The 23,524-nt window shown below is 61.9% G+C and carries 20 protein-coding genes; 4 read left to right on the top strand and 16 right to left on the bottom strand.

Going from position 1 to position 23,524, the window contains the following annotated elements:
• Positions 1–30: 30 nt before the first annotated feature.
• From A462_RS09900 to A462_RS09940, 11 genes are all read right to left on the bottom strand, one after another.
• Complete coding sequence (locus tag A462_RS09900) at positions 31–1,329, bottom strand: acetyl-CoA C-acetyltransferase (protein ID WP_008437151.1); 1,299 nt, start codon at positions 1,327–1,329, stop codon at positions 31–33.
• Positions 1,326–2,216, bottom strand: a complete 891-nt coding sequence (locus A462_RS09905; protein WP_008437150.1) for a MaoC/PaaZ C-terminal domain-containing protein — start codon at positions 2,214–2,216, stop codon at positions 1,326–1,328. Before A462_RS09905 ends, A462_RS09900 begins: the two co-directional genes overlap by 4 nt.
• 2 nt (positions 2,217–2,218) lie before the next feature.
• On the bottom strand, positions 2,219–3,562 hold the full coding sequence (locus A462_RS09910) for a 3-oxoacyl-ACP reductase (protein WP_008437149.1): 1,344 nt from the start codon (positions 3,560–3,562) through the stop codon (positions 2,219–2,221).
• A gap of 160 nt (positions 3,563–3,722) precedes the next feature.
• Positions 3,723–6,260 (bottom strand): acyl-CoA dehydrogenase, encoded by a 2,538-nt coding sequence (locus A462_RS09915; protein WP_008437148.1) that lies wholly within the window; start codon positions 6,258–6,260, stop codon positions 3,723–3,725.
• Between the two features lie 262 nt (positions 6,261–6,522).
• Complete coding sequence (locus A462_RS09920; RefSeq protein ID WP_008437147.1) at positions 6,523–7,965, bottom strand: outer membrane protein transport protein; 1,443 nt, start codon at positions 7,963–7,965, stop codon at positions 6,523–6,525.
• A gap of 107 nt (positions 7,966–8,072) precedes the next feature.
• Complete coding sequence (locus tag A462_RS34305; RefSeq protein ID WP_008437146.1) at positions 8,073–8,567, bottom strand: hypothetical protein; 495 nt, start codon at positions 8,565–8,567, stop codon at positions 8,073–8,075.
• Between the two features lie 103 nt (positions 8,568–8,670).
• The gene (praB, locus tag A462_RS33595; RefSeq protein WP_083853232.1) at positions 8,671–9,186 is read right to left on the bottom strand and encodes an alkane oxidation protein activator PraB; all 516 of its coding nucleotides are present in this window, start codon (positions 9,184–9,186) and stop codon (positions 8,671–8,673) included.
• 148 nt (positions 9,187–9,334) lie between these two features.
• Positions 9,335–9,850, bottom strand: coding sequence for an alkane oxidation protein activator PraB (gene praB / locus A462_RS09925; protein ID WP_008437145.1), 516 nt, complete (start codon positions 9,848–9,850; stop codon positions 9,335–9,337).
• A 131-nt stretch (positions 9,851–9,981) separates the two neighbouring features.
• Positions 9,982–10,476 (bottom strand): alkane oxidation protein activator PraA, encoded by a 495-nt coding sequence (praA, locus tag A462_RS09930; RefSeq protein WP_008437144.1) that lies wholly within the window; start codon positions 10,474–10,476, stop codon positions 9,982–9,984.
• 146 nt (positions 10,477–10,622) lie between these two features.
• Positions 10,623–11,903, bottom strand: coding sequence for an alkane 1-monooxygenase (locus tag A462_RS09935; protein WP_008437141.1), 1,281 nt, complete (start codon positions 11,901–11,903; stop codon positions 10,623–10,625).
• 318 nt (positions 11,904–12,221) lie between these two features.
• Positions 12,222–13,220, bottom strand: a complete 999-nt coding sequence (locus tag A462_RS09940; protein ID WP_032899598.1) for an alpha/beta fold hydrolase — start codon at positions 13,218–13,220, stop codon at positions 12,222–12,224.
• Positions 13,221–13,523: 303 nt separating this feature from the next.
• On the opposite strand from A462_RS09940, the gene A462_RS09945 reads away from it, so the two are divergent.
• The 3 genes from A462_RS09945 to A462_RS09955 are packed head-to-tail and all read left to right on the top strand — an operon-like array spanning position 13,524 to position 16,813.
• On the top strand, positions 13,524–15,059 hold the full coding sequence (locus tag A462_RS09945) for a flavin-containing monooxygenase (protein ID WP_008437126.1): 1,536 nt from the start codon (positions 13,524–13,526) through the stop codon (positions 15,057–15,059).
• Entirely contained in the window at positions 15,056–15,955 is a 900-nt protein-coding gene (locus tag A462_RS09950) for an SDR family NAD(P)-dependent oxidoreductase (protein WP_008437125.1), read from the top strand. The genes A462_RS09945 and A462_RS09950 overlap by 4 nt, the downstream gene beginning before the upstream one ends.
• A 15-nt stretch (positions 15,956–15,970) precedes the next feature.
• Positions 15,971–16,813, top strand: a complete 843-nt coding sequence (locus A462_RS09955; RefSeq protein WP_003214649.1) for a metal-dependent hydrolase — start codon at positions 15,971–15,973, stop codon at positions 16,811–16,813.
• Between the two features lie 6 nt (positions 16,814–16,819).
• On the opposite strand, the gene A462_RS09960 is transcribed toward A462_RS09955, so the two are convergent.
• Entirely contained in the window at positions 16,820–17,458 is a 639-nt protein-coding gene (locus tag A462_RS09960) for a ribonuclease T2 family protein (protein ID WP_003214647.1), read from the bottom strand.
• A 36-nt stretch (positions 17,459–17,494) separates the two neighbouring features.
• On the bottom strand, positions 17,495–18,475 hold the full coding sequence (locus A462_RS09965) for a Gfo/Idh/MocA family protein (protein ID WP_008437124.1): 981 nt from the start codon (positions 18,473–18,475) through the stop codon (positions 17,495–17,497).
• Positions 18,476–18,616: 141 nt separating this feature from the next.
• On the opposite strand from A462_RS09965, the gene A462_RS09970 reads away from it, so the two are divergent.
• Positions 18,617–18,979 (top strand): NUDIX hydrolase, encoded by a 363-nt coding sequence (locus A462_RS09970; protein WP_032899596.1) that lies wholly within the window; start codon positions 18,617–18,619, stop codon positions 18,977–18,979.
• Here the strand turns inward: A462_RS09970 and A462_RS09975 are convergent.
• From A462_RS09975 to rocD, 3 genes are read right to left on the bottom strand one after another with little or no spacing between them, the layout of a single operon-like run.
• Positions 18,976–19,689 carry a transporter substrate-binding domain-containing protein gene (locus tag A462_RS09975; protein WP_008437122.1) on the bottom strand — a complete coding sequence of 238 codons (714 nt, stop codon included), beginning with the start codon at positions 19,687–19,689 and terminating at the stop codon, positions 18,976–18,978. The genes A462_RS09970 and A462_RS09975 overlap by 4 nt on opposite strands.
• The gene (gene acnA / locus A462_RS09980) at positions 19,682–22,333 is read right to left on the bottom strand and encodes an aconitate hydratase AcnA (RefSeq protein ID WP_008437114.1); all 2,652 of its coding nucleotides are present in this window, start codon (positions 22,331–22,333) and stop codon (positions 19,682–19,684) included. Before acnA ends, A462_RS09975 begins: the two co-directional genes overlap by 8 nt.
• A complete protein-coding gene (rocD, locus tag A462_RS09985; protein WP_008437112.1) occupies positions 22,330–23,523 on the bottom strand; it encodes an ornithine--oxo-acid transaminase in 1,194 nt (397 codons plus the stop codon). Before rocD ends, acnA begins: the two co-directional genes overlap by 4 nt.
• Position 23,524: the final 1 nt, after the last annotated feature.

Raw genomic sequence — 23,524 nt, 5'->3', positions numbered from 1 at the left:
GCAGTCTCCTTGTTGTTTTTATGGTGGGAACTACTTTTCGACGATAGCGGTAATGCCCAACCCACCCGCCGCGCAGATCGAAATCAGGCCGCGGCCGCCGCCACGCTGGTGGATCGCCTTGGCCAGTGCCGCGAGTTGCCGGCCACCGGTGGCGGCGAAGGGGTGGCCGCAGCCGAGGGAGCCGCCGTTGACGTTCATCCTGCTGCGGTCGATGCTGCCCAGCGGCGCGTCGAGGCCCAGGCGGTCGCGGCAGTAATCCGGGTCTTCCCAGGCCTTGAGGGTGCACAGCACCTGAGCGGCGAAGGCTTCGTGAATCTCGAACAGATCGAAGTCGGCGAACGTCAGGCCTTCGCGCTTGAGCATGCGTGGCACGGCGTAGGCCGGCGCCATCAGCAGGCCTTCGGTGCCGTCGACGAAATTCACCGCAGCGGTTTCACCGGTTCGCAGGTACGCCAATACGGGCAAGCCGCGCTCGGCGGCCCATTCCTCGCTGGCCAGCAGCACCACCGACGCGCCGTCAGTCAGGGGCGTGGAGTTGCCGGCGGTGAGCGTGCCGTTCTGGCGGTCGTAGGCCGGTGACAGGCCGGCAAGTTTCTCCAGGCTGGCGTCGGCCCGCAGGTTGTTGTCCCGGGCCAGGCCGCGATACGGGCTGATCAAATCATCGAAGAAACCCTGCTTGTACGCCGCATCCAGCCGCTGGTGGCTGGTGAGGGTCAACTCGTCCTGGGCCAGGCGCTTGATCTGCCAGCGCTTGGCCATTTCCTCGCAGTGTTCACCCATGGACAAGCCGGTGCGCGGCTCGCCATTGCGCGGCAGCAGCGGCTTGAAAAACATCGACGGGCGCACCCCCATCAAGGCCTTCAACCTGGCGCCGGTGCCCTTGGCGCGGTTGGCTGAAAGCAAGGTGCGGCGCAGGGACTCGTTGATGCCGATGGGCGCGTCGGAGGTGGTGTCGGAACCACCGGCAACGCCCACTTCGATCTGCCCAAGGGCGATCTTGTTCGCCACCAGCAACGCCGCTTCCAGGCCGGTGCCGCAGGCTTGTTGCAGGTCGTAGGCCGGGGTTTCGGGAGACAGTGTGGTAGACAGCAGGCTTTCCCGGGCCAGGTTGAAATCCCGGGAATGCTTGATCACCGCACCCGCGGCAAACTCGCCCAGGCGCAGGCCGTGAAGGTTGTAGCGGTCCACCAGGCCTTGCAGGGCGGCGACCAGCAGATCCTGGTTGCTGTCATGGGCGTACACAGTGTTGGAGCGGGCGAACGGGATACGGTTGCCGCCGATAATCGCCACGCGGCGCGTCGGGGCCGGGTTGAAACTGTAGTCACTCATCGATCGGTCTCATTCCAGATAAACAGCCCACGCATATGGGGTTTGTCACCGGCGAAATTGCGCACTTCAAACTCACGGCGCGGGCCGGTTGGCGGAACGTTCCACAGCGCCACCTGGCCGGGCAGGAAGATCGGCAGCTTGAAGTCGCAATGGGCCTCGGCCTGGTCCAGTCCGCCGGGGGGTTGCTGGGCGGCCAGGGCGCGGCCAAGGGTCCACATGCCGTGGGCGATGGCCCGGCGAAAACCGAACAATCGGGCGCCGATCACCGAGGTATGAATGGGGTTGAAATCCCCCGAGACCCTGGCGAAACGCCGCCCCAGATCCGCCGGCAGCACCCAGCGTTGAGTGCGCAGCAAACCTTCTTCCTGCAAGGGCAACGCGTCGTCCCACGGCTCGCCAACCGGCGCGTTTACGTCACGGCGCAGGTACAGGCTGTCGCTCTCCCATATCAGGGCGCCCGCGCTGTAGGCACGGGTGGCGATGCTCAGGGCCTGGCCCTTGGGATGGGCGACCCAGCGTTCGCAATACACCTCCAGGCGCAAGGCCTGGCCCGCCTCCAGCCGTCGATGCTGGCGGATGCGATTGGCCAAATGCACCATGCCGCTGGCCGGGTACGGGAAACTCGGGCGGGTCAGCAACATCAGGTGCAAGGGGAACGCCAGCACATGGGGATAGGACAGCGGCACGCCTTGCTCATGGCGGAAACCACAGGCCCGACCGTAAGCCGCGATCCCTTGGGCAGACAGCTCGACGGCCGAACGCACCAGGCGTTCTTTCGGCAACGTCGGCTCGCCTTCCAGCTTCGGTTTGCGCAGCCCCAATACCCCGTCCAGCAACAGCCGCGAGCGCGAGGGCGGCGGGTCAATAATCTGCGTCACATAGTCCATGCTCAGGCTCCCAACAGGCTTTGGCCGCAGACCCGCACCACCTGGCCATTGACCCCGCCGGATGCCGGATGCGCCAGCCAGGCGATGGTTTCTGCCACGTCGATGGGTTGCCCGCCCTGGGACATCGAGTTCATCCGCCGCCCCGCTTCGCGAATCATCAGCGGGATCTTCGCGGTCATCTGGGTTTCGATAAAGCCCGGTGCCACGGCATTCACCGTCACTTGCTGCGCCGCCGCCTGCGGGGCCAGGCCTTGTACCAGGCCGATCACCCCGGCCTTGGAGGTGGCGTAGTTGCTTTGCCCGAGGTTGCCGGCGATACCGGAAATCGATGAGACACACACGATCCGCCCGCCCGGATTCAGGCCCTGGCTTTCCAGCAGCGCCGTGCTCAGGTGCAACGGTGCTTCCAGGTTGACCGCCAGTACGCTGCGCCACGCGGTCTCAGTCATCTTGGCGATGGTCTTGTCGCGGGTAATCCCGGCGTTGTGCACCACCACGTCGAATGCACCGTGTTGGCTGACATGGGCGTGCAACTGCTGCGTGGCATCGGTGGCGGTGATGTCCAGCGCCAGTGCGGTGCCTGCGACACTGCCGGCCGCCTGTTGCAGCGAATCCTGGGCCTGGGGCACATCCACGCAGACCACATGGGCTCCATCGCGGGCCAGCACCTGGGCGATTGCCAGGCCGATGCCACGGGAGGCGCCGGTGACCAGGGCACGGCGGCCGCCGAGGGGTTTGTCCCAGTTGATTTCGGTTGGGCTATCGACGGGTTTTTCGAGGCGCACCACCTGCCCCGAGACATAGGCCGAGCGCCGCGACAGGAAGAACCGCAGGCTGCTTTCCAGGCCGTCTTCGGCACCCGGTGCGACGTAGATCAACTGCACGGTGATCGCCCGGCGCAACTCCTTGGCCAACGAACGCACCAGGCCCTCAAGGGCACGCTGGGCAATGGCCTGGGGCAGGTCCTTGCACTGCTCCGGCGCGGTGCCGAGCACCACCACCCGGGCGTGTTGCCCAAGGCGCCTGGCGTTGGCGTGGAAGAATTCGTAGAGCTCATCCAACTGCTTGAGGTCGGCAATGTCGCTGGCGTCGAACACGGCGCCCTGGACCTTGACCGTGGAGGGTGCCTTGAGGGTCGCAGCGGTGGCGGTCACTGTATCGGTGGCGGTGAAGATGCGCTGGATTTGCGCCCCCAGGCGCCCTACCCCCGCGACGATTACCGGGTTGGCCAGGCCTTGCTGGCCGCTGCGGTGACGTTGCAATGCCAGGGGTTGGGGCAGCCCGGCAGTGCGGGCCAGCCAGGCTCCCCAGGGGGAATTGACGAAAGAAAGGTAGCTGTCACTCATGGATAAACTCACTCACAAACACGGTGTTGCCATGGAAACCCGATCCTTGTAGGAGCTGGCTTGCCTGCGATTGCGGTGTGTCAGCCAACACATCTGGCACTGAACCAACGCTATCGCAGGCAAGCCAGCTCCTACAGGGGTCGTGTTCCTCCAGTTCCAGTCAGTTGACCGGCGCGTTTTCGCCTTGGTTGGCGCGGCGTCTTGCGCTCGGTTTGGCGGCCTGTTCCAGCGCCTGCTGGCGCTGTTGCAAGGCTTCCAGCAAACCGAAGTCCTGCGGGAAGTCGTCCACCTGGATCGCGTGATCGCCATATTCCACATAGCGCGCGAGCAAGCTGTCGTCTTCCTCGCTGATCAGGTCCAGCGCCCGCGCCTTGACTCGCCACGGAGTAAACGCCGCACTGGAAATCGGCATTGGCTCGATCAGGCCTTGCTTGATCGCCCCCTTGAGCCGCGCCTCGATCAGCTCCACTTGCGGCAACAGGCGCAAGGCCAGCTCGCCGTAAGCCAGCTTGTCGATTTCCGGCCGAGGAATGTAGGAATTGCCCAGCAAGCGGTCGCGGGTTTCCCCCGGCACCTGCACCAGCTCCGCCACTTGCGCCAACAGGCGATCCGACGGTTTGCGCTGTGGAATACCGAACGGGAACGTCAAGCCACGCACCACCGCCGCCGCGGCTTTCGACGGGTAGTTGTCGAGCACTTCGGCCAGGGCCTCATGGGCGCGCAGCAACGCGTCCTGGGCCGCCCAATGCACCAGCGGCAAATCTGCCTGTGGCCGGCCATCATCCTCAAAACGCTTGAGCACGCAGGACAGGATGTACAGCTGGGACAGAATGTCCCCCAGCCGCCCGGTGATGCTTTCCTTGCGCTTGAGGGCACCGCCCAGCACGCCCATGGAAATGTCCGAGATCAACGCCAACACCACCGACAGCCGATTGGCCTGGCGGTAGTAGGACGCCAGCGCCGGATCGGTCTTGCCCGGCACGGAAATCAGCCGTCCGCCCGTCAGCGAATACACTGCGGCACGCACGGTATTGGCCAGCACGAAGCTCAGGTGACCGAACATTGCGCTGTCGAAGTCCACCAGGGCCTTGCGCCGGTCCGTATTGCGCGCCGCTTCCATCTCGCGGAACACATACGGATGGCAGCGGATCAGGCCCTGGCCGTAGATGATCAGGCAGCGAGTCATGATGTTCGCGCCCTCCACCGTGATGGCGATGGGGCTTTGCTGGTAGGCCCGGGCGAGGAAGTTGTTGGGCCCCATGCAGATGCCCTTGCCGGCCACGATGTCCATGCCGTCGTTGACGATGATGCGTGCCCGCTCGGTAACGTGATACTTGGCGATGGCCGAGATCACCGAGGGTTTTTCACCGGCATCCAATGACGCTACCGAGACCTTGCGCACCGCGTCGCAGGCATACAAATGCCCGGCCATGCGCGCCAGGGGCGCCTGCACGCCTTCGAACTTGCCGATGGGCAGGCCGAATTGCTTGCGCATCGCCGCATAAGCGGTGGTGCCGCGCACAGCCACCTTGCCCAGGCCGACGTTGGCCGACGGCAGGGAAATCGCCCGGCCAGCCGCCAGGCATTCCATCAGCATGCGCCAGCCGTTGCCGACTTGCTCGCGGCCGCCGATCACCCATTCCAGCGGGATAAACACATCCTTGCCGGTGGTCGGGCCGTTCTGGAATACCGCGTTGAGTGGCCAGTGACGCCGGCCGCTGTTCACCCCCGGATGGGTGGTGGGGATCAACGCGCAGGTGATGCCCAGGGAACCCGGCTGGCCGAGCAGACCGTCCGGGTCTTCGGCGCGGAAGGCCAGGCCGAGCACCGTGGCGATTGGGCCGAGGGTGATGTAGCGCTTGTCCCAGGTCACACGGAAACCCAGTACTTCCTCGCCTTCGTGCATGCCCTTACAGACGATGCCCAGGTCTGGAATCGCGCCGGCGTCGGAGCCGGCATACGGGCTGGTCAGGGCGAAGCACGGGATGTCTTCGCCCCGTGCCAGACGTGGCAGGTAGTAGTTGCGCTGGGCGTCGGTGCCGTAGTGCAGCAGCAGTTCGGCCGGGCCCAGGGAGTTGGGCACCATCACTGAAATCGCCGCCGCCGAGCAGCGGGTCGAGAGCTTCATCACCACTTGCGAATGCGCATAGTGAGAGAAGCCTTTGCCGCCGTACTGCTTGGGAATGATCATGCCGAGGAAGCCGGCATCCTTGGTGTACTGCCAGCCTTCGGGGGACATGTCTTGCCAGACCTGGGTGGTTTCCCAGTCGTTGGACATGTCGCACAGGGTCTCCACTTCGTTGTCGAGGAAGGCCTGTTCTTCAGCGCTGAGGCTGGCCGGTGCGGCTTGCAGCAGGCGTTCCCAGCGGGGTTTGCCGCTGAACAGCTCGGCGTCCCACCACACGGTGCCGGACTCGATGGCAGCACGCTCGGTGTCGGACATCGCCGGCATGATGCCGCGAAAAAGGCCCAGGGCCTTGCTGGTCAACAGGGTGCGGCGCAGGGGTTTGATCGTCAGCAGCAGCGCGGGCAACACCACCAGCACCGCCACGACGCCGGCGCCGAAACCGGCGACTGCGTTGAACAGGTAACCGGCCGCCAGCCAGACCAGGCCGGCACCCAGCCAGAGGGTGGCAGCGGCTTGTCGATACGCCAGGGCAATCGCTGCTGCGAGTCCCGCCAATAACCAGATAACCATGGGGATACCTCTACTCAATTCAGGGTACGGCCAACGCCCGGGCAGATCGGAATGACCTGTGACGTAAAGCCACACTACAAACTTGAAAAGATAAATTCAAATTTTGTTTTGAAATTTTTATTTAATGCTTGGACGAAAAAATCAAGGGCTGAGCAAGTCAGCCTGGTGGATCAAAGGGAACACGTGAGAAATGCCGGAAGAGCAGCAAGATGCGCTTGCTGCCCTCCTTTATCGGCTAGTCAATTCACTTCACTGCACGCGATCAGAACGCGTAAGTCGCTGATAGGCTGACCACCTCCCCTTTGCTGTCGACCTTGCCATCCAGGCGTGCGCCGCCGAGACGATCGACGTTCTGCGTCTTCAACTTGACCTCTTCCACAAACTGCCGGGAGTACGCACCGTCCAGGGTCAGCCCCGGAATAGCTCTTACGGCGTAGCTCAGGCCCAGGGAAGCAAACCAGCGGTCACCGTCAGGAATACGTGGGTCACGTGTGGAGTTACGGGTTGGAGTCTGGTCATTGGCGACACCGGCACGCACGGTCCAGTCGTCGGTGAGTTTGTAGTCACCGCCCACCGACAGCATCCAGACGTCACGGTACTTGTAGGGAATCGACACGATGGTGCTGCCGTCGGACTTCAGGGTCAGGTCCTTGAACGAAGACCATTGCGTCCACATGGCGCTGACACCCAGGGTGAAGCGGTCGTTGAACACGTGCACCCAATCAATCGCGGCATTGGCCGGAATATCCAGCTGGGTTGAGGCGTTGGCGCCATCCGGGTACAGATGCAGGCCCGGGTACGCCTGCTCTACCAGGGTTTTGCCGAAAGCAGGGTTGATATCGGTCATCAGGCTTCTGGAGCCGTCATCGGCATAGATATTGTAATTACCCTCCAGCTTGTTCTTGATCTTGGCGTGGTAGTTCAGGCCAACAGTATCCTGCAGCGTTGGCTTCCAGACCACGCCGGCAAACCAGCCGACAGAGGTGTTATCTACCTTGACCCGCATCAAGGCATGCCCAACCCCTGAAGGAAAGGGTGCACCGCCCAATCCTGGCGACAAGGCCGCCGCTGCCAGCAGGTCGACGTTCTGGCTGACGAAGCCACTACTGTGCTGCACGATGGCGCCACCACCAATGGAGAACTGGTCGTTGACCTTGAACGACAGCGAGCCCGTCACACCCACCGTTTCGATCTTGGTGTCGACGGCGAAGTCGCGACCCTTCCAGTCCGGGTCCCAGGTACTTTTCATGCCTTGAGGGACAACAGCGCTAAAGCCGAGCGCAAAACGGTCATTGAGCGGAATCACCGCAAAGCCGGTAGGCAGCCAAGCGGTGAAGCCTGCTTCGCCGCCGTTGCCTGTGCGCGGGGTTGAGGTAGGTATACCTGTCAACGGATCAATGACGCTGGAACTGCTCGGATCTCCCTTGTAGTCGTAAGCACTACCCTTGTACTTGATATTGACGCGGGCGTAGTCGACGGTTTGCTGCACGATAGTGTGATCAATAAATGCCATGGCAGCCGGGTTGTTGTACGCAGCTGAAGGGTCATCCTTGAACAGCGAACCACCACCAAAGGCACGGCCCCAGCCCTGCGCGCCATAGGTCGGGGTAGCAAAACCACCTGCCTGCGCCGGAGCGGTAATCATCAGCCCCCCCAGCAATGCGAGCCCCAATACAGCCTGCACCTGTTGTTTTTTATTATTCATGCGGCACTCCTTATTGTTATCAAACTGAGCCTGCTCGAGCCGGCTCGTCTTGCTGCTTCGTTTGCCCGTTCAGGGGCATATTTCAACCTTTGACCTGATGATCAAGTTCAAGGACTAATCGTGAGGACTGGCGAAGGCTTGAAACTGAATGCCGTGATTCGGCAGCTGTCGCTTACGGTGTGAGGGCTAAGGAGGCTAAAGGTGTTATCAGCAGCACTCCATTGCGTGGTCAACGTACTTGGAGACGCGCACGTGTCGGAGAAGAACTTCTCGGCGAAACCTGAAAGTGTTGCGGTGCTGGCATTCGTCGGTACGAGGGTCCACGGCAGATTAAGCGGCCCGGAAACTCCGCACAGTGCGTTGCCCGTAAAAGTGGCACCGGTGATGGTCGCACTTGAACCGTCGGAAGCGACCTTTCCGGTCAGCGCGACTGTGCAAGGGACGGGTGTCCATACCAAAAGTTTTACTGCGGTAGAGATCGAGCCAGTGGCAGTAAATGCGGCGCCCGCCTGGGCAAACGATGCCGCGTGGGTCATTGAGGATGTGAATGCCAGGCCAAGCAGCAGCGCAGTTAGAGAAATACGTGTGGTAAGGCTTTGCATTGTCTTAGTCCCCAGACTTTTTATTGTTATCCACCGGCTCCGCCGGCATCAGTTACATGGCCAGACACCTCGCCTGAGGCGCAAGCCGATCAAAATTCGTTTATCAAGGATTTATCATCAGGTATGGCATTGCGAAGCGCATCGACACAACTTCACAGCTACCGGGAAGTACCTGATTGATTGCATAGAGATTTAAGCCATCGGTGTTATTGAAGAGAGAAACGCTAATAGTTGCAGGACCGCAGTTAGTACCAGGAATGATTGGCGGAAGGCTCGCCACAGTGAAACTGACATTAGATAATGCGCCGAAAGCACTGGCTGTTGGACTCAATACCCATGGCAAGTTACTGACACGATACATGGCACACATGGCGTTGCTGCCAGCGATATAAACACTGGTCAGACTTGCCGTGGAACCATCGTGGGATACCCGCCCAACAAACTGGATATTACACGTTACAGGTGTCCTCATCGAAGACGGCGACTTCAGCGTCAGGGTGCCGTTAACGGTGGTAAATGATTGGTCGGCAGGAATGAAAGACGCCGCGTTGGCCATCGAAGCCGCACAAATGCACATTGCAACAGCAGTAGCACCCACGAACGTTTTCAAGCTTTCCATGTTTTTCCACCTGTCTGGTGATGTATTCACCAAGCGCAATGAACGGTGTTGTCAGCCGATCCGTTGGCTGTCCATCCCTGAACAAGCGCCTCTCGCGAGGCGCCTGCCTTCCATCGGGGTGATCAACCCTTTTTACGGAGTACGCCTATCAAGGAATTACCACGGCACCCGGTGCGGTGAGGCTCAGCGACACCACGGTGCAACTGCCGGTCAGCGTCTGGTTGGTTGCAGTGATCGTGCTGGAAGCTGGGCTGGCAGTTGACGCCAGGCCCACGGCAATAGTGGTCGGGCCGCAGTTGGTGGCAGGAATGATTGGCGGTGCACCTGCGATGGTGTAGCCAACGTTGGTCACGGTACCCGCAGTAACGGAGGTAGCCGATAGTTTCCATGGCAGGTTAGTCATCTTGGGCAATGCGCACAGGCTGTTGGAACCCGATACGGTGGCGCTATTGATATTGGCAGTACCATCGGCGTTAACAACACCCTGGAAAAGAATGTTGCAAGTCACTGGCTGCTGAAACGACGACGGCGATTTGACCGTAATGCTGCCGTTAGCGGTGATGCTTGCACCAATAGGGCTGAAAGACGCCGCACTGGCCATCGAAGCAGCACCCATGCAAACAGTCAAAGCAGTCAAAGACACGAGGGTTTTCAAGCTTTTCATTATTTTTCCTCACATGTTATGGCGAGTCATTTCGCCAGGGGTAATGGCCATGATCGAGAGGTCACGGTGAATCTGCAGAACTTCCCTTTCCAGCCAAATTTCAATTCAATTACCGCTACAACATCCCACTGTTACTCAACAACTTTGAAACTCGGCGGCATCTTGATCGACACCGTCTTGATCTTGCAGTCTTCGCCGATAGGCACATTCGACGCTTCCAGCTTGCCGGTGGCGTTATCCCAGGTTCCATCGGCAGTAGAAGGCCCGCACTTGCCGCCCAAACCAAAGGCATGCACATCCACGGCGATCTTCGACATCGAGCCGCTCCTGGTATCTTTAGCCACTAATACCCAAGGCAAGTTGATGGCTTCGACCCGGCTGCACTTGAGCCCGCCGTCGAATTCAACTTTGTCGACATTCACCGACGAGCCATCCGCCGCCACTTTGCCGGCGACCTTGATGGTGCAATCCGCGCTGATCAGCGCGCCTTTGGAAAAGCTGATGGGGCCCTGGGCAGTAAACGCGCTGCCGGCGGGTTCGATACGGGCGGCCTGGGCCTGGTGGTAAACGATCAGGCCCAGGGCAGCCAATACAATGTGCGTGGTGAACTTGGCAGGGGTTTGCATGGTGTACGTCCTTCCCTTAATTTTATTTTTGTTCGGGTCAAACAACTGTCTTGCAACTAAGCCGTACTCGAAACCGGTAAAGCCTGGGCGATGAAAACCTGCGCGATGCACAGATCCCGAGTACGCCCTACAACTGACTGCTTTCGTTAGAAGGGTCTGGTGGTGTTGCTGTACTTCTCCAGGTACTTCAAACGCTGTGAAGGTTGAAGATTGGTCAGGGTAATATCCCCGGCGTAATGATTAAGTACCCGGTGATCCATGCGTCGTCGCCACAAGTACGGTACATACGCCCAGACAATCATGCTGGCATAACCGTATGGGAGTTGCGGCGATTCATCAAAATGACGCAGTGACTGATAACTTCTGGTTGGGTTGGCGTGATGGTCGGAGTGCCGCTGCAGTTGGAACAGAAAGATATTGGTGACAATCCGATTACTGTTCCAGGAATGCCGTGGCGAGCAACGCTCATAACGACCGTTGGGCAACTTCTGGCGTTTCAGGCCGTAGTGCTCGACATAGTTCACCACTTCCAGCAGCGAGAAACCGTAGATGCCCTGGATGATCAGGAATGGAATCACTGCCGCGCCCAGCCAGGCAATCATCGCGCCCCACAACACCACGCTGTACATCCAGGCGCTGAGTACGGCGTTTTTCCAGTGCCAGGCCGGCAGGCCGAGTTTGCGCAGGCGTTCACGTTCCAGGTTCCACGCCGAGCGTGCGCTGAACCATACCGAGCGCGGCAGGAAGGCCCAGAAGCTCTCCCCCAACCGCGAACTGGCCGGGTCTTCCGGGGTGGCGACGCGCACGTGGTGGCCACGGTTGTGTTCGGTGTAGAAGTGCCCGTAGAAGGTCGGCGCCAGGGTGATCTTGGCCAGCACGACTTCCAGCAGGCGCGGCTTGTGCCCCAGCTCATGGGCGGTGTTGATGGCGATGCCGGTGGCAGCGCCAGTGGACATTGCCATGCCCAGGTAGGTGAACCAGCTCACCTGGCCATGCAGCTCGGTGCGCGCGGTGATGAACGCGGCGGTTTTCGCCAGCCAGCTCGACGGGGCCAGGGTGGCGGTGGCATGCAACAGGCCGCCATTGATAATCCAGTCGATGCCGCCTGCGGCCAGCCACCCGGTGACCACCAGGGATGAGATGACAAACAGCACGCCGGTGTAGACGATCCAGCGGTAGTAGCTTTGGGATTCGAGGTTGCTGACGGCGGACTCGGGCGGGTTACTGACGTCTTCACCCAGCAGGCCGTCGACCAGCGGGATCAGGCCGAAGATCACCAGCACACCGACCCACCACAGTTGTTGCACGCCGGTAGTGATGGCCAGGGCGCCAGAGAGAATTGGGGTTGCCAGGGGCATGATGCCGAGCCACCACAGGTGGCGCTTGCCGTCGGTCCAGACGTTCGGGGCAGCCAGGGTCTGATTCATGGCAGCCTCCGCACGACGCAGGTAGGCAGGGAGCAAAAATCAACACTGGACAGGTACACGGAGCGGTGACTGCCCCGAGAATTCAACCATGCGATAAAAGGCGTTTTTTTCATTATTTTATTCGCTCTTAGGCATTTCAAAAATTGTTTCAAATTAGACATTGAAATAATTTTTTTAAATAAATAGCGCGGAATCGTTAGGTCGTCAACTAGTTTCTTGAACCCTTTTGAACGTGACCGGGCAGTCTCTTTTTCAGCCGTTTGGTCAGGTGTCTAGGGCAAGCATTGACGAGTTCGAACCGCGAGTTCAGTCGCACAATTATTTACTCGCCAACGCAAACGGCGGGTGCAACACCGTGGCGCTTTCCGGCGGCCGGACGCGCTTGGCTATCTGCTCGACCACCGCCGCGACACGCTCGGTGGCCGTGATCGGCAACATATGCCCGCGCCCTTCCACCAGCTGCAGCTTCAGGCCCGGCACCAGGCTGGCCAGGGCCTGCCCGTGTTTGCGGAAATCCAGCACCTTGTCCTGCGCGCCATAAATCAGCCCGATCGGCAACGTCAGCTGCGGGTAGCGCTTGACCATGTCCGGCAGGAAATCGTTGACCAGGTTGATCTCGGTGGAGGCGGCATAGAAGTTCTCGGGCCGCATGCCCAACAAGCCGCCGCCACGGGTGGCGAAGTCTTCCGGGGCCGGGTCGGGGGCAAACACGCCCTTGACCACCGAGCCTTTGGTCAGCAATCCGATCGGCATGGTCAGGGTGTGCGACATAAAGCGTCGCAGCCATCCCGGGCGTATCGCCAACGACATAAACACCAGCGGCAGCAGGCGCTGGGGATGGGTCAGGGGCGCCACCAGGATCAATCCGGACACCGCGTGGGGATGGTCCAGGGCCAGGGCCAGGGCAATCGCCCCGCCGAGGGAATGCCCCAGCACCAGCGGCTTCTCCAGGTCCAGCGTCTGGATAAAGCTGGCGACTTGCCGGGCCTGGCCAGGCAGGTCCGCGGCCGTGCCGGCATGCCGGGTGGAATAACCCGACCCCGGACGATCCACGGTGATCACTCGAAAGTGCTCACGCAATTGGGCAGACAAGGCGTACGTCAAGTTGCGACTGCTGCCCATCAGCCCGTGGATCATCACCAGCGGTGGGCCCTTGCCCTCGTCTACATAATGAAAGCGCTCGCCGTTGATCTCCAGAAAGCGCCCGTTGATCGGAACAGCAGCCTCTATACGCCGTGTCATCCGGGCACTGAAGGCCCACAACACTACGCTTAATCCTACACACACACCCGCAGCGACAACCCACTCGACAGCCATAGCTCGGTCCTCTGCATCCCTGCGTTGCTGGCGGCCCGACCGGAATTGGTCAAGGCCTCAGCCATCGTCCACCCTGGACCTTAACTGTGTGCGTACAAGCTCTCGTCCGTCGGATAAGTCGCACATGAGGAACTCGGTCGTAGCCTAGACGATATTTTCAGGTAGATTATTTAAAATCTTTTTTAAAATAAATAATTCAATTTTCCTTTGCAATGGTGTTCTATCTAAAAAGCCAAAACAAAAACAAGGAGCACATCCGATGTCGACACCCGTAAGGCGCCACCGGCCCACGAGGGACAGCCTATGAATGCCCATGACACCATCGACATCGCCATCATCGGTTCCGGATTTGCCGGGCTGTGCATGGCGATCAAACTCAAGGAAGCCGGGTTCCACGACTTCTTTATTGCCGAACAGGCCGATGCTCTCGGCGGCACCTGGCGGGACAACCACTACCCCGGTTGCGCCTGCGACGTGCAATCCCATGTCTATTCGTTTTCCTTTGCGCCCAACCCGGACTGGACCCGGCAATTTGCGCCACAGGCGGAGATTCGAGCCTACCTGGAGCAGTGCGCCCGGCGCTTCGAACTGGCGCCGTTCCTGCGCTTTGGCATGGGCCTAAAGAAGGCGGTATTTGATGAGGCGCAACAGCGCTGGAGCCTGAGCTTCAGCAATGGCCGCCAGGTGAGTGCGCGGGTGCTGGTGTCGGGAATGGGCGGCCTGTCGCGCCCGGCACTGCCGGATATTCCGGGCCTGGACAGCTTCAAGGGCAAGCGCTTCCACTCCCAGCAGTGGGACCACGAGTATTCATTGAAGGGCAAGCGCGTGGCGGTGATCGGCACCGGCGCCAGTGCCATTCAGTTCGTGCCGCAGATTGCGCCGCAGGTGGCCCACCTGGACCTGTTCCAGCGCACCCCGCCGTGGATCATGCCCAAGCCCGACCGGCCGATTTCACGCTTCGAGCGCTGGGCATTCAAGCACCTGCCGTTCACCCAGAGCCTGGTACGCGGCGCGTTCTATTGGGCACTGGAAGGTCGCGTGGTGGGCTTTGCCCTGCACCCGCGCCTGATGAAAATGGTGCAGAAAATCGCCGTGCGCCACCTGCACAAACAAGTGGCCCGCCCTTCCCTGCGCAAGACCCTGACGCCGGACTACACCATCGGCTGCAAGCGCGTGCTGATCTCCAACGACTACTACCCGGCCCTGTCCCGCAGCAATGTGCAGGTGGTAACCGACAACGTGCTGCGCATCGAGGCCGACGGGGTGATCACCGCCGACGGCATCAAGCACCCGGCTGACTGCCTCATCTTCGGCACCGGCTTCCAGGCCACCGATCCGCTGCCCCGCAACTGCATCATCGGGCGCCACGGCATCGACCTGATGGACACCTGGCAAGACGGCGCCCACGCCTACCTGGGCACCACGGTGCCGGGTTATCCGAACCTGTTCCTGATCGTCGGCCCCAACACCGGGCTGGGGCATAACTCGATGATTCTGATGATCGAGGCCCAGGTCACCTACATCCTCGATGCCCTGCAGCAAATGCAGCGTCATCGCATCGCCACGGTGGACGTCAAGCCGGCGGTGGAACTGGCCTACAACGCCAGGCTGCAGGAAAAACTCAACGGCACCATCTGGTCCACTGGCGGCTGCAAGAGCTGGTACCTCGACCCACGCACCGGCAAGAACACCACGCTGTGGCCCGGCTCCACCTGGCGTTTCAAGCAGGTCACCCGGCATTTCGCCCTCAAGGACTACGTCGCCAGCCTGGTGCCGATACCGTCCACCGCGCGCCCGGCCGCAACGCCCCACACCACCGCAGAAGGGAGCCTGTCATGAAGTCATTCAACGGCCGCGTGGCGGCCATTACCGGCGCCGCTTCCGGCATGGGCCGCGCCTTGGCCCTGGCGTTGGCGCGTGAAGGCTGCCACCTGGCGCTGGCGGATAAAAACAGCCAGGGCCTGGAGCAGACCGTCGCACTGATCAAGGCCCAGGTGCTTGCACCGGTGCTGGTCACCTCGCAGGTGCTGGACGTTTCCGAGCGCCAGGCCGTGGAAGACTGGGCCGCCCGATGCGCCGCCGAACATGGCCAGATCAACCTGATCTTCAACAACGCCGGCGTCGCGCTGTCGAGCACCGTCGAAGGCGTGGACTACACCGACCTGGAATGGATCGTCGGGATCAACTTCTGGGGCGTGGTGTACGGCACCAAGGCCTTTTTGCCGTACCTCAAGGCCAGCGGCGATGGGCATGTGGTCAACACTTCCAGCGTGTTCGGCCTGTTCGCCCAGCCGGGCATGAGCGGCTACAACGCCACCAAGTTCGCCGTGCGTGGTTTTACCGAGTCCTTGCGCCAGGAACTCGACCTGCAGAAAAGCGGGATCTCGGCCACCTGCGTGCACCCTGGCGGGATCCGCACCGACATCTGCCGCAGCAGCCGGATCGACGCCAACATGACCGGCTTCCTGATTCACAGCGAACAGCAGGCCCGGGCCGACTTCGAAAAGCTGTTCATCACCGACGCCGACCAGGCCGCCAAAGTTATCCTGCAAGGCGTACGCAAAAACAAACGCCGCGTGCTGATTGGCCGCGACGCCTATTTTCTGGACCTGCTCGCCCGCTGCCTGCCTGCCGCCTATCAAGCGCTGGTGGTGTTGGCCAGCAAACGCATGGCGCCCAAGCAACGCAATGCGCCCTCGCCCGTCCTTGAAACCAACGAAGAGCACCGTCTCTGAACTGGAGTACCGACCATGCTGCCGATTCGCCGCGACCTCCGTTTTGCCCTGCCGGCCGAACGCATCAAGGACTGGCATGAACAAGGCCCGTTCATTACCCACTTTTTCAACGCACTGTCGTTGCTGTTTCCCCAGGGCGAACTGTTCTTCATGGACAGCGTGCGTCACTACCGCCAGCGCATCGAAGACCCGGAGCTGAAGAAAGAAATCCAGGGTTTCATCGGCCAGGAAGCCATGCACAGCCGCGAGCACGTGGCCTACAACGATCTGCTGCAGGCCGCAGGGCTGCCGGCGAATACCCTCGACCGTCGGCTGAAGATGATCCTCGACGCGCAAAAGAAATACCTGCCCGCCTCCTTCAACCTGGCGGTGACCATTGCCCTGGAGCACTACACCGCGATGCTCGCGGAAATCCTCCTCAGCGACCCGTCGCGGTTCGGGGATTCGGTCAAGGGTTACCAGCAGATGTGGTACTGGCATGCCCTGGAAGAAACCGAGCACAAGGCGGTGGCGTTTGATGTGTGGAACAGCGTGATCAAGCCCGGGCCCAAGCGTTATCTGCTGCGCACTTCCACCATGCTCATCACCACGGGGCTGTTCTGGCTGACGATCCTGGACTTTCACCTGCGCCTGTTGTTTGCCGACCGGCGTTCGGGCGGGCATTTGAAGGGCTTCTGGCGGATGCTCAAGTTTCTGTACGGGCCCAAGGGCGTGTTCCCGCGCATGGCGCTGCCCTGGTTGCATTACTTCAAGCCCGGGTTCCATCCCTGGGACCACGACAACCGGGCACGCCTGGCGGGTATTGACCGCCTGGTGGAGGAGATCGAGCAGGCCCATAAAGGTTATGGGCCCGCCTGAGTCCGCTTAGCGCTGGGTCGGGATCCGAATATCGCCATCCCGGCACTGGCTCTTGACGCTGCGGGGGCAGCCGGCAAACGCCAGGTCCTTGGTCAGGCACACCCGCACCTCGGTCAGCACGGCACCCTTGCAGATCACCGCAAGGCCATGGTTGCCCATGGCCGGGTTGCTCTCGCGAAACAGCGCTTCGATGTCCCGCGCGCCCAGGCCGCTTCGGACATTGAAGGGCTCAAGCTGCTGCGGGATCTTGACCACGCTGAGCGCTGCATCGGTCTTGTCCAGGTAAGCCGAAGCCTCAAGGCCGCTGCAGGTGCCGTGCTTGGCCCATTCATGCCTGAGCAGTTTGGGCGACGGGAACAGCGTCCTGCCCCGGGCGAAGTCTGCATCCGACAAGCGCGACTGCGGCTCACACGACGCCGGCCAGCCGCCCTTCGCGTACTGCGGCCACAGCCCATGCAAGACAAACCCGTAGCCCTTGCCCGAACACTGCTGGTCGTCCGGGTGCGTCAGGCAGAAGGTCGGCGACCAGGACAGCGACAACACATAAAAGTCAAACTCCCCGGCCTGCCCCTGGGCCCGTGGCGCTGCTGTCGCGGCCCCGGCCAACGCCAGGCAAAGCACAATCCAGGCTGCTTTCATTTTCATCCGTTCATTCCTTAAAAAGACAAAATCAAAGCACCGCTAAACCGCCAGGTTGGGGTTACGTTGTAGCACCCGATCCATGACCCGGTCGGTCTTCAACGCCTCGATCGCCAGTGCCGGGTGTTTGCTCTCGCCGCGAATATGCGCATTCATCCCCAGCAGGTGATGCCACTGGATATGTGCATGGTTGGGCACCTCCAGCACCTCGCTGGTCTCGCCCTCAAGCCGCAACGGCGCCTCATCGAACACCGAAAACGTGATGCGGCCCTTGCTGCCGATCATCTCCACCCGGTCTTCGCGCCGGTCGGCGACAAAGTTCCAGCAGCCCATGCCCAGCGCGCCCGAGGCGAACGTCCAGCAGGCGGTGACGGCATCTTCGGCGGCATAGCGCCCCGCCTGGCGCGCGGTAAACCCGGCCACCTCGACGATATCCCCGACCAGGTACTGGAACAGGTCAAAACCGTGGCTGGCCAGGTCGGCAAAATACCCGCCGCCGGCAATCGCCGGGTCGGTGCGCCAGTTGGCACTGCTGGCATCGTCTTCCGAAGGCGGCTTGCACAGGGTCCAGGTCAGATGACGCAATTCGCCGATGCGCCCGTCCTGCAGCCAGTCCCGCACCTGCTGGAAGCGTGGCAGGGAACGCCGGTAATAGGAGACAAACAGGTGCAGCCCGGCCTGTTCGAAGGTGCGTTGCATCAGCGCGCTTTGCTCGGCATTCAGGGACATGGGCTTCTCGACGCAGCAATGCTTGCCGGCAGCGGCCACCATCAGGCTGTATTCGAGGTGGCTGTCGGGCGGTGTGGCGATGTAGACCGCCTCCACTTCCGGGTCGTCGATCAGCGCCTGGGCGTCAGTGTAGAAACGGGCAATGCCGTGGCGTGCCGCATAATCGCGCACGGCCTCCTCGCGCCGCCCCATCACGGCCACCAGCGCAGAACCTGGCGCTTTGTAGAAGGCGGGTCCACTCTTGAGTTCAGTGACATCGCCACAGCCGATCATGCCCCAGCGTACGGTGTTCATCTGCATCTCCTTCAGGTGAGTTTTTTTCGATGGGGCAGTATCGGTGTTTTCCGGCCCCCTCTCCACCCTGCCGGATAAAGACTGAGCATGACAATTGCATTACACTTTTATGACAATCATCCAGCTGCGGGGGCACAGACGATGAAAATAAGGGCCACGGTGATTTGCGAGCACGACGGGCACATCCTGTTCGTGCGTAAAGCCCGATCGAAATGGGCATTGCCCGGCGGCAAGGTCGAGCGCCATGAGCGCCCGGCAGGTGCTGCCGCACGAGAACTGGAAGAGGAAACCGGGCTGAACGTGGACGGTTTGCTGTTATTGCAGGAGCTGAAGGCCAGCGACACCCTGCACCATGTGTTCGAGGCGTCGGTGGTGAATATCGACGAAGCCCGGCCACTGAGCGAAATCAAGGAATGCCAGTGGCATCCCTACACACGCCTGGAAGACCTGGATACCACCCAGGCCACCCAGCAAATCGTCAAATCCTTCCTGCGCCGTCTCTAAGGCGCCGCCAGTTCCGGGCTTTGCCCGCTGCGCAACAACGCCTGTCTTACCAGACCATTGGCTTTCTGCCGTTCGACAAAGGATTTGACGAACGCGGCAGCGGCTGCGTGCGCTACCGGTACCGCGACCGCCTGGCTGATGCTCATGAAGTCATCCTCCAGCAGGCGCCAGCGCTCATCCAGCCGGGTTCGCAGGTAATCCCGAACCCCGGCCGCGGCGTTCAGGCCTTGCTCGATAAACAGGTCTACGGCACCCGCCGAGGTCGGCGCGCGCACCAGTTCGGCATGCTGCACCGTGCGGCTCAGGTACAGGTCATACGCGGCACCCTGGCCGACGGCGATGCGTTGGCCCGGAGCATCGAGTTGGGTCACGCTGCCCAGGGGTGAATCCACCGCCACCAGGTACGTACCCTTGATGATCACGTAGGGCGCGCTGAAGGCTATTTCCTGCTCGCGCACCGGCTCGATGGCCAGGAATGCCACGCGCCAGCGGTCATCGCCCAGCGCGGCGAAGACCTTGCCCGCCGCATCAAAAGTGATCAACTCAAGGTCGACCGCCAACTCATCGGCCAGGGCCCTGGCCAGCGCCACCGACACGCCCTGGGGCTGGCCGTCCTCGCCGCGCTGGGCCAGCACCGGGTTGCCAAAGTTGATGGCAGCCCTGAGCACACCCTCGGGGGCCAGTTGTTGCAGTACCTGCGGGTCAATCATTACGCGCTCCTTGAACGGTTCTTTGCACGGTCTTGCGAATGACGAAGGGCAAGACGCCGCCGTGTTCAAGGTAACCAACCTCCTGCAACGAGTCGAGGCGCAAGGTCAGGGGGGTACGCGTGGTCTCACCGGTGGCGCGGTCAATCTGCAAGGTGATCGGGTTGTCGCCGACCTGCAACGCGTCCAGGCCGAGGAAGCTCAGGGACTCACTGCCGTCGAGGTTCAAGTCCTGCACCGATGCGCCCTCATCGAACACCAGCGGCAACACGCCCATGCCGATCAGGTTACTGCGATGGATTCGCTCGATGCTGCGGGCCACCACCACCTTGATCCCCAGCAGGGTCAGGACCTTCGCTGCCCAGTCGCGGCTGGAGCCGGCACCGTAGTTGATCCCGGCGAACAACACGGTGGGTGTACCGGCGTAGCTTTGCGCGGCGAGGTACAGCGGCAGGTAGTCGCTGCGGTCGGCATTCCAGGCCCAGACGCCCTGGCGCGGGGGCTGGTCGCAGGACAGCAGATTGTTCAGGCGCGGGTTGGTAAACGCGCCGCGCACCATCACTTCGTGGTTGCTGCGCCGGGTCGAATACTGGTTGAGGTCCGCCAGCGCTTCACCGCGCTCCCGCAGCCAATGCCCGGCCAGGCTGTCGGCCGGAATCGTGCCCGCCGGGGAGATATGGTCGGTGGTGACGTTATCCCCCAGCACCACCAAAGCTCGGGAGTTGCTGATGGCCAAGGACGCGGCCGGCACCGGCGTTACCCCGGCAAGGTACTGCGGGCGGCGCAGGTAAGTGGAGGCCGGGTGCCAGGCAAACTGCACGCTGGCGTCGGCTTCCAGCGCCTGCCAATGGTGAGTGCCTTGCCACAGCAGTGCCTGGCGCTGGTGAAACAGCGCCGGGCGCACCACCGCCGCCACTTGCGCGGCCACCTCGGCTTCGCTGGGCATTAACTCATGCAGGAACACCGGCTGGCCGTGGGCATCCATCGCCAGCGGTTGGGCCGACAGGTCGGTGTCGATGCTGCCGGCAATCGCATAGGCCACGCACAACGCGGGCGAGGCAAGGTAGCCGGCAGGGACTTTCGGGTTGACCCGGCCTTCGAAATTGCGGTTGCCCGAGAGCACCACCACGCCTTTCAAGCCCTGCTCGGCGAAGGTCTCGACATGGCGTTCGAGGCTGCCGGAATTACCGATGCAGGTCATGCAGCCAAAGCCCGCCAGGTCGAAACCCAGCGCGGCGAAATCCTCCAGCAAGCCGGCGGCTTCCAGGTAATCGGCCACCACCCGTGAGCCTGGCGACAGCGACGTCTTGACCCACGGTTTGCGCGTCAGCCCACGGGCATGGGCATTGCGGGCGAAGAGCCCGGCCTGGATCATCTGCGCCGGGTTGGCGGTGTTGGTGCAACTGGTGATGGCCGACATCACCACCGCGCCATGGGTGATCGGCACCTGGAATGACGGCTCGAAGAAATCCTGCTTTTGCGCGCTTACATGCTGATGAAACGACGCCCCGGCGTGGGCCAGGGACTGGCGCTGATGGGGCTGATGCGGGCCGGCGACACTCGGTTCAACCTGCGCCAGATCCAGCTCGATCAACTCATCGAACACCGGCTCGGGATCGTCGTCCCGGCGCCACAGAGATTGCGCCGACATGTAGGCCGAGACCTTGTTGATCAAGGCCTGCGGGCGCGCACTCAGGGTCAGGTACGCCAGCGTCTCGTCATCAAACGGGAAAAACACCACGGTGGCACCGTATTCCGGCGCCATGTTCGCCACGGTGCCCCGCGCCGCCCAACTCAGGGACGCCAGGCCCGGTCCGGTGAACTCGACAAACTTGCCGACCATGCTGCGCCGGCGCAGCAGTTCAGTCACCGTCAGTGCCAGGTCAGTGGCCGTCACGCCGTCGCGCAACGCATTGGTGACGCGAATGCCCACCACCTGCGGATAAGGAATCGGCACCGGTTCGCCGAGCATCGCCGCCTGCCCTTCCAGCCCGCCAACGCCCCAGCCCAGCACGCCGATGGCATTGATCATCGGCGTGTGGCTGTCGGTGGCGACCATGCAGTCGGGGTGCAACAGCACGTGGCCGTTGCGCGGCGCGCTTTCCCACACCACCTGGGCGATGGACTCCATGTTCATCTGGTGGATGATCCCGGTGCCCGGCGGGATCACCTTGAAATTATCCAGGCTGGCCTGGGCCCACTTGATAAAACGGTAGCGCTCGCTGTTGCGGCGAAAATCGATGTCCAGGTTGGCATCCACCGCGCCCGCCTCGGCGTAGTGCTCGACGATCACCGAATGGTCGATGGTCAGCACCGCCGGGATCGAAGGGTTCACCGCCCGTGGATCACCGCCCAGCTCGGCCACCACATCGCGCATGCCGGCGAAATCCGCCAGGGCCGGCAGGCACGTGGTGTCGTGGAACATCAGCCGGTTGGGCTGGAACGGCACCTCGCAATCCGGCCCTTCGCCGATGGCCCGCGCCACTACCTGTGGCAACGAAGCCGGGGCGCAGCGGGCAATGTTTTCCAGGAGAATGCGCACGGAATACGGCAGGCGCTGCAGTTGCGTCGGGGTCAGCAACTGGTGCAGGTCGATCCAGGCAAAGCGCTGGCCGTCGATGTCGAGGTGACTGAGATACTCACTCATAGCTGTTTGAATACCCGCTCGATACGCTCAAGGCCCCAGTCCAGTTCTTCGCGGGTAATGGACAACGGCGGTGCGATGCGCAGTACGTTTTCGTGGGTTTCCTTGGTCAGCAGCCCTTCGGCCAGCAGCGCTTCGCAGATGGGCCGCGCATCGCGGTCCAGTTCCACGCCGACCCACAAGCCACGCCCGCGAATCTCGCGGATGGCCGGCGAGTGCATGGCCTTCAGGCGCTCCACCAGGTAATGGCCCAGTTGCGCGCTGTTATCGATCAAACCCTCCTCTTCCAGCACCTTCAACGCTTCCAGGCCAATGGCCGCCGCCAACGGGTTGCCGCCGAAGGTCGAGCCGTGGCTGCCGGCGTCGAACAGGTCCATGATCGAATGATCAGCGACGAACGCCGACACCGGCATGATCCCGCCGCCCAGGGCTTTGCCGAGGATCAATGCATCGGGGCGAATGCCTTCGTGCTGGAAGGCAAACCACTTGCCGGTACGGCCCAGGCCGGACTGGATCTCATCGAGGATCAGCAAGGTGTTGGTCTGGTCGCACAGCTGGCGCAGTTCCCGCAGGAAACCTGCGGGCGGCACGCGAATGCCGGCCTCGCCCTGGATCGGCTCGATCAGCACCGCGCAGGTGTCGGCGGTAATGGCTTGGCGGAAACTCTCGATGTCACCGAAGCGCGCCTCGGTGAAACCGTTGCAGAATGGGCCGAAGTCGGCCTTGTAGTCCGCCTCCGACGAGAAGCCGACGATGGTCGAGGTGCGGCCGTGGAAATTGTTGTCGGCCACCACGATGTTGGCCTGATTGGCCGGGATGCCCTTGATCCGGTAGCCCCAGCGTCGCGCCGCCTTGATCGCGGTTTCCACAGCTTCGGCGCCACTGTTCATCGGCAGGGCCGAGTCGAAGCCCGTGATGCGGCACAAGGTCTTGAGGAAGTTGCCCAAGGGTTCGCTGTAGAACGCCCGGGACACCACGCTGACCTTGTCGATCTGCGCCACGGCGGCGGCGCGGATGCGCGGGTGGACATGGCCGTGGCTGACGGCGGAATAGGCCGACATCATGTCCAGGTAGCGCTTGTCATCATCGCCAATGGCCCAGACGCCCTCGCCCTTGACGATCACCACCGGCAAGGGGGAATAGTTGTGGGCGCAGAATTGGTTTTCGAGGGTGATTGCCGGGTTGGGGTGCATG

The organism is Pseudomonas sp. Ag1 (assembly GCF_000278565.1).
In the GTDB taxonomy this organism is placed as follows: Bacteria; Pseudomonadota; Gammaproteobacteria; order Pseudomonadales; family Pseudomonadaceae; genus Aquipseudomonas.
Note: the sequence above shows the minus strand (reverse complement) of the source record. Positions and strands in the feature narration are given on the sequence as shown.

Excerpts from the sequence above, each read along its gene's own strand:
- A462_RS09900 (WP_008437151.1), bottom strand. The coding sequence starts at position 1,329 with ATGAGTGACTACAGTTTCAACCCGGCCCCGACGCGCCGCGTGGCGATT.
- A462_RS09905 (WP_008437150.1), bottom strand. The coding sequence starts at position 2,216 with ATGGACTATGTGACGCAGATTATTGACCCGCCGCCCTCGCGCTCGCGG.
- A462_RS09910 (WP_008437149.1), bottom strand. The coding sequence starts at position 3,562 with ATGAGTGACAGCTACCTTTCTTTCGTCAATTCCCCCTGGGGAGCCTGG.
- A462_RS09915 (WP_008437148.1), bottom strand. The coding sequence starts at position 6,260 with ATGGTTATCTGGTTATTGGCGGGACTCGCAGCAGCGATTGCCCTGGCG.
- A462_RS09920 (WP_008437147.1), bottom strand. The coding sequence starts at position 7,965 with ATGAATAATAAAAAACAACAGGTGCAGGCTGTATTGGGGCTCGCATTG.
- A462_RS34305 (WP_008437146.1), bottom strand. The coding sequence starts at position 8,567 with ATGCAAAGCCTTACCACACGTATTTCTCTAACTGCGCTGCTGCTTGGC.
- praB (WP_083853232.1), bottom strand. The coding sequence starts at position 9,186 with ATGGAAAGCTTGAAAACGTTCGTGGGTGCTACTGCTGTTGCAATGTGC.
- praB (WP_008437145.1), bottom strand. The coding sequence starts at position 9,850 with ATGAAAAGCTTGAAAACCCTCGTGTCTTTGACTGCTTTGACTGTTTGC.
- praA (WP_008437144.1), bottom strand. The coding sequence starts at position 10,476 with ATGCAAACCCCTGCCAAGTTCACCACGCACATTGTATTGGCTGCCCTG.
- A462_RS09935 (WP_008437141.1), bottom strand. The coding sequence starts at position 11,903 with ATGAATCAGACCCTGGCTGCCCCGAACGTCTGGACCGACGGCAAGCGC.
- A462_RS09940 (WP_032899598.1), bottom strand. The coding sequence starts at position 13,220 with ATGGCTGTCGAGTGGGTTGTCGCTGCGGGTGTGTGTGTAGGATTAAGC.
- A462_RS09945 (WP_008437126.1), top strand. The coding sequence starts at position 13,524 with ATGAATGCCCATGACACCATCGACATCGCCATCATCGGTTCCGGATTT.
- A462_RS09950 (WP_008437125.1), top strand. The coding sequence starts at position 15,056 with ATGAAGTCATTCAACGGCCGCGTGGCGGCCATTACCGGCGCCGCTTCC.
- A462_RS09955 (WP_003214649.1), top strand. The coding sequence starts at position 15,971 with ATGCTGCCGATTCGCCGCGACCTCCGTTTTGCCCTGCCGGCCGAACGC.
- A462_RS09960 (WP_003214647.1), bottom strand. The coding sequence starts at position 17,458 with ATGAAAATGAAAGCAGCCTGGATTGTGCTTTGCCTGGCGTTGGCCGGG.
- A462_RS09965 (WP_008437124.1), bottom strand. The coding sequence starts at position 18,475 with ATGAACACCGTACGCTGGGGCATGATCGGCTGTGGCGATGTCACTGAA.
- A462_RS09970 (WP_032899596.1), top strand. The coding sequence starts at position 18,617 with ATGAAAATAAGGGCCACGGTGATTTGCGAGCACGACGGGCACATCCTG.
- A462_RS09975 (WP_008437122.1), bottom strand. The coding sequence starts at position 19,689 with ATGATTGACCCGCAGGTACTGCAACAACTGGCCCCCGAGGGTGTGCTC.
- acnA (WP_008437114.1), bottom strand. The coding sequence starts at position 22,333 with ATGAGTGAGTATCTCAGTCACCTCGACATCGACGGCCAGCGCTTTGCC.
- rocD (WP_008437112.1), bottom strand. The coding sequence starts at position 23,523 with ATGCACCCCAACCCGGCAATCACCCTCGAAAACCAATTCTGCGCCCAC.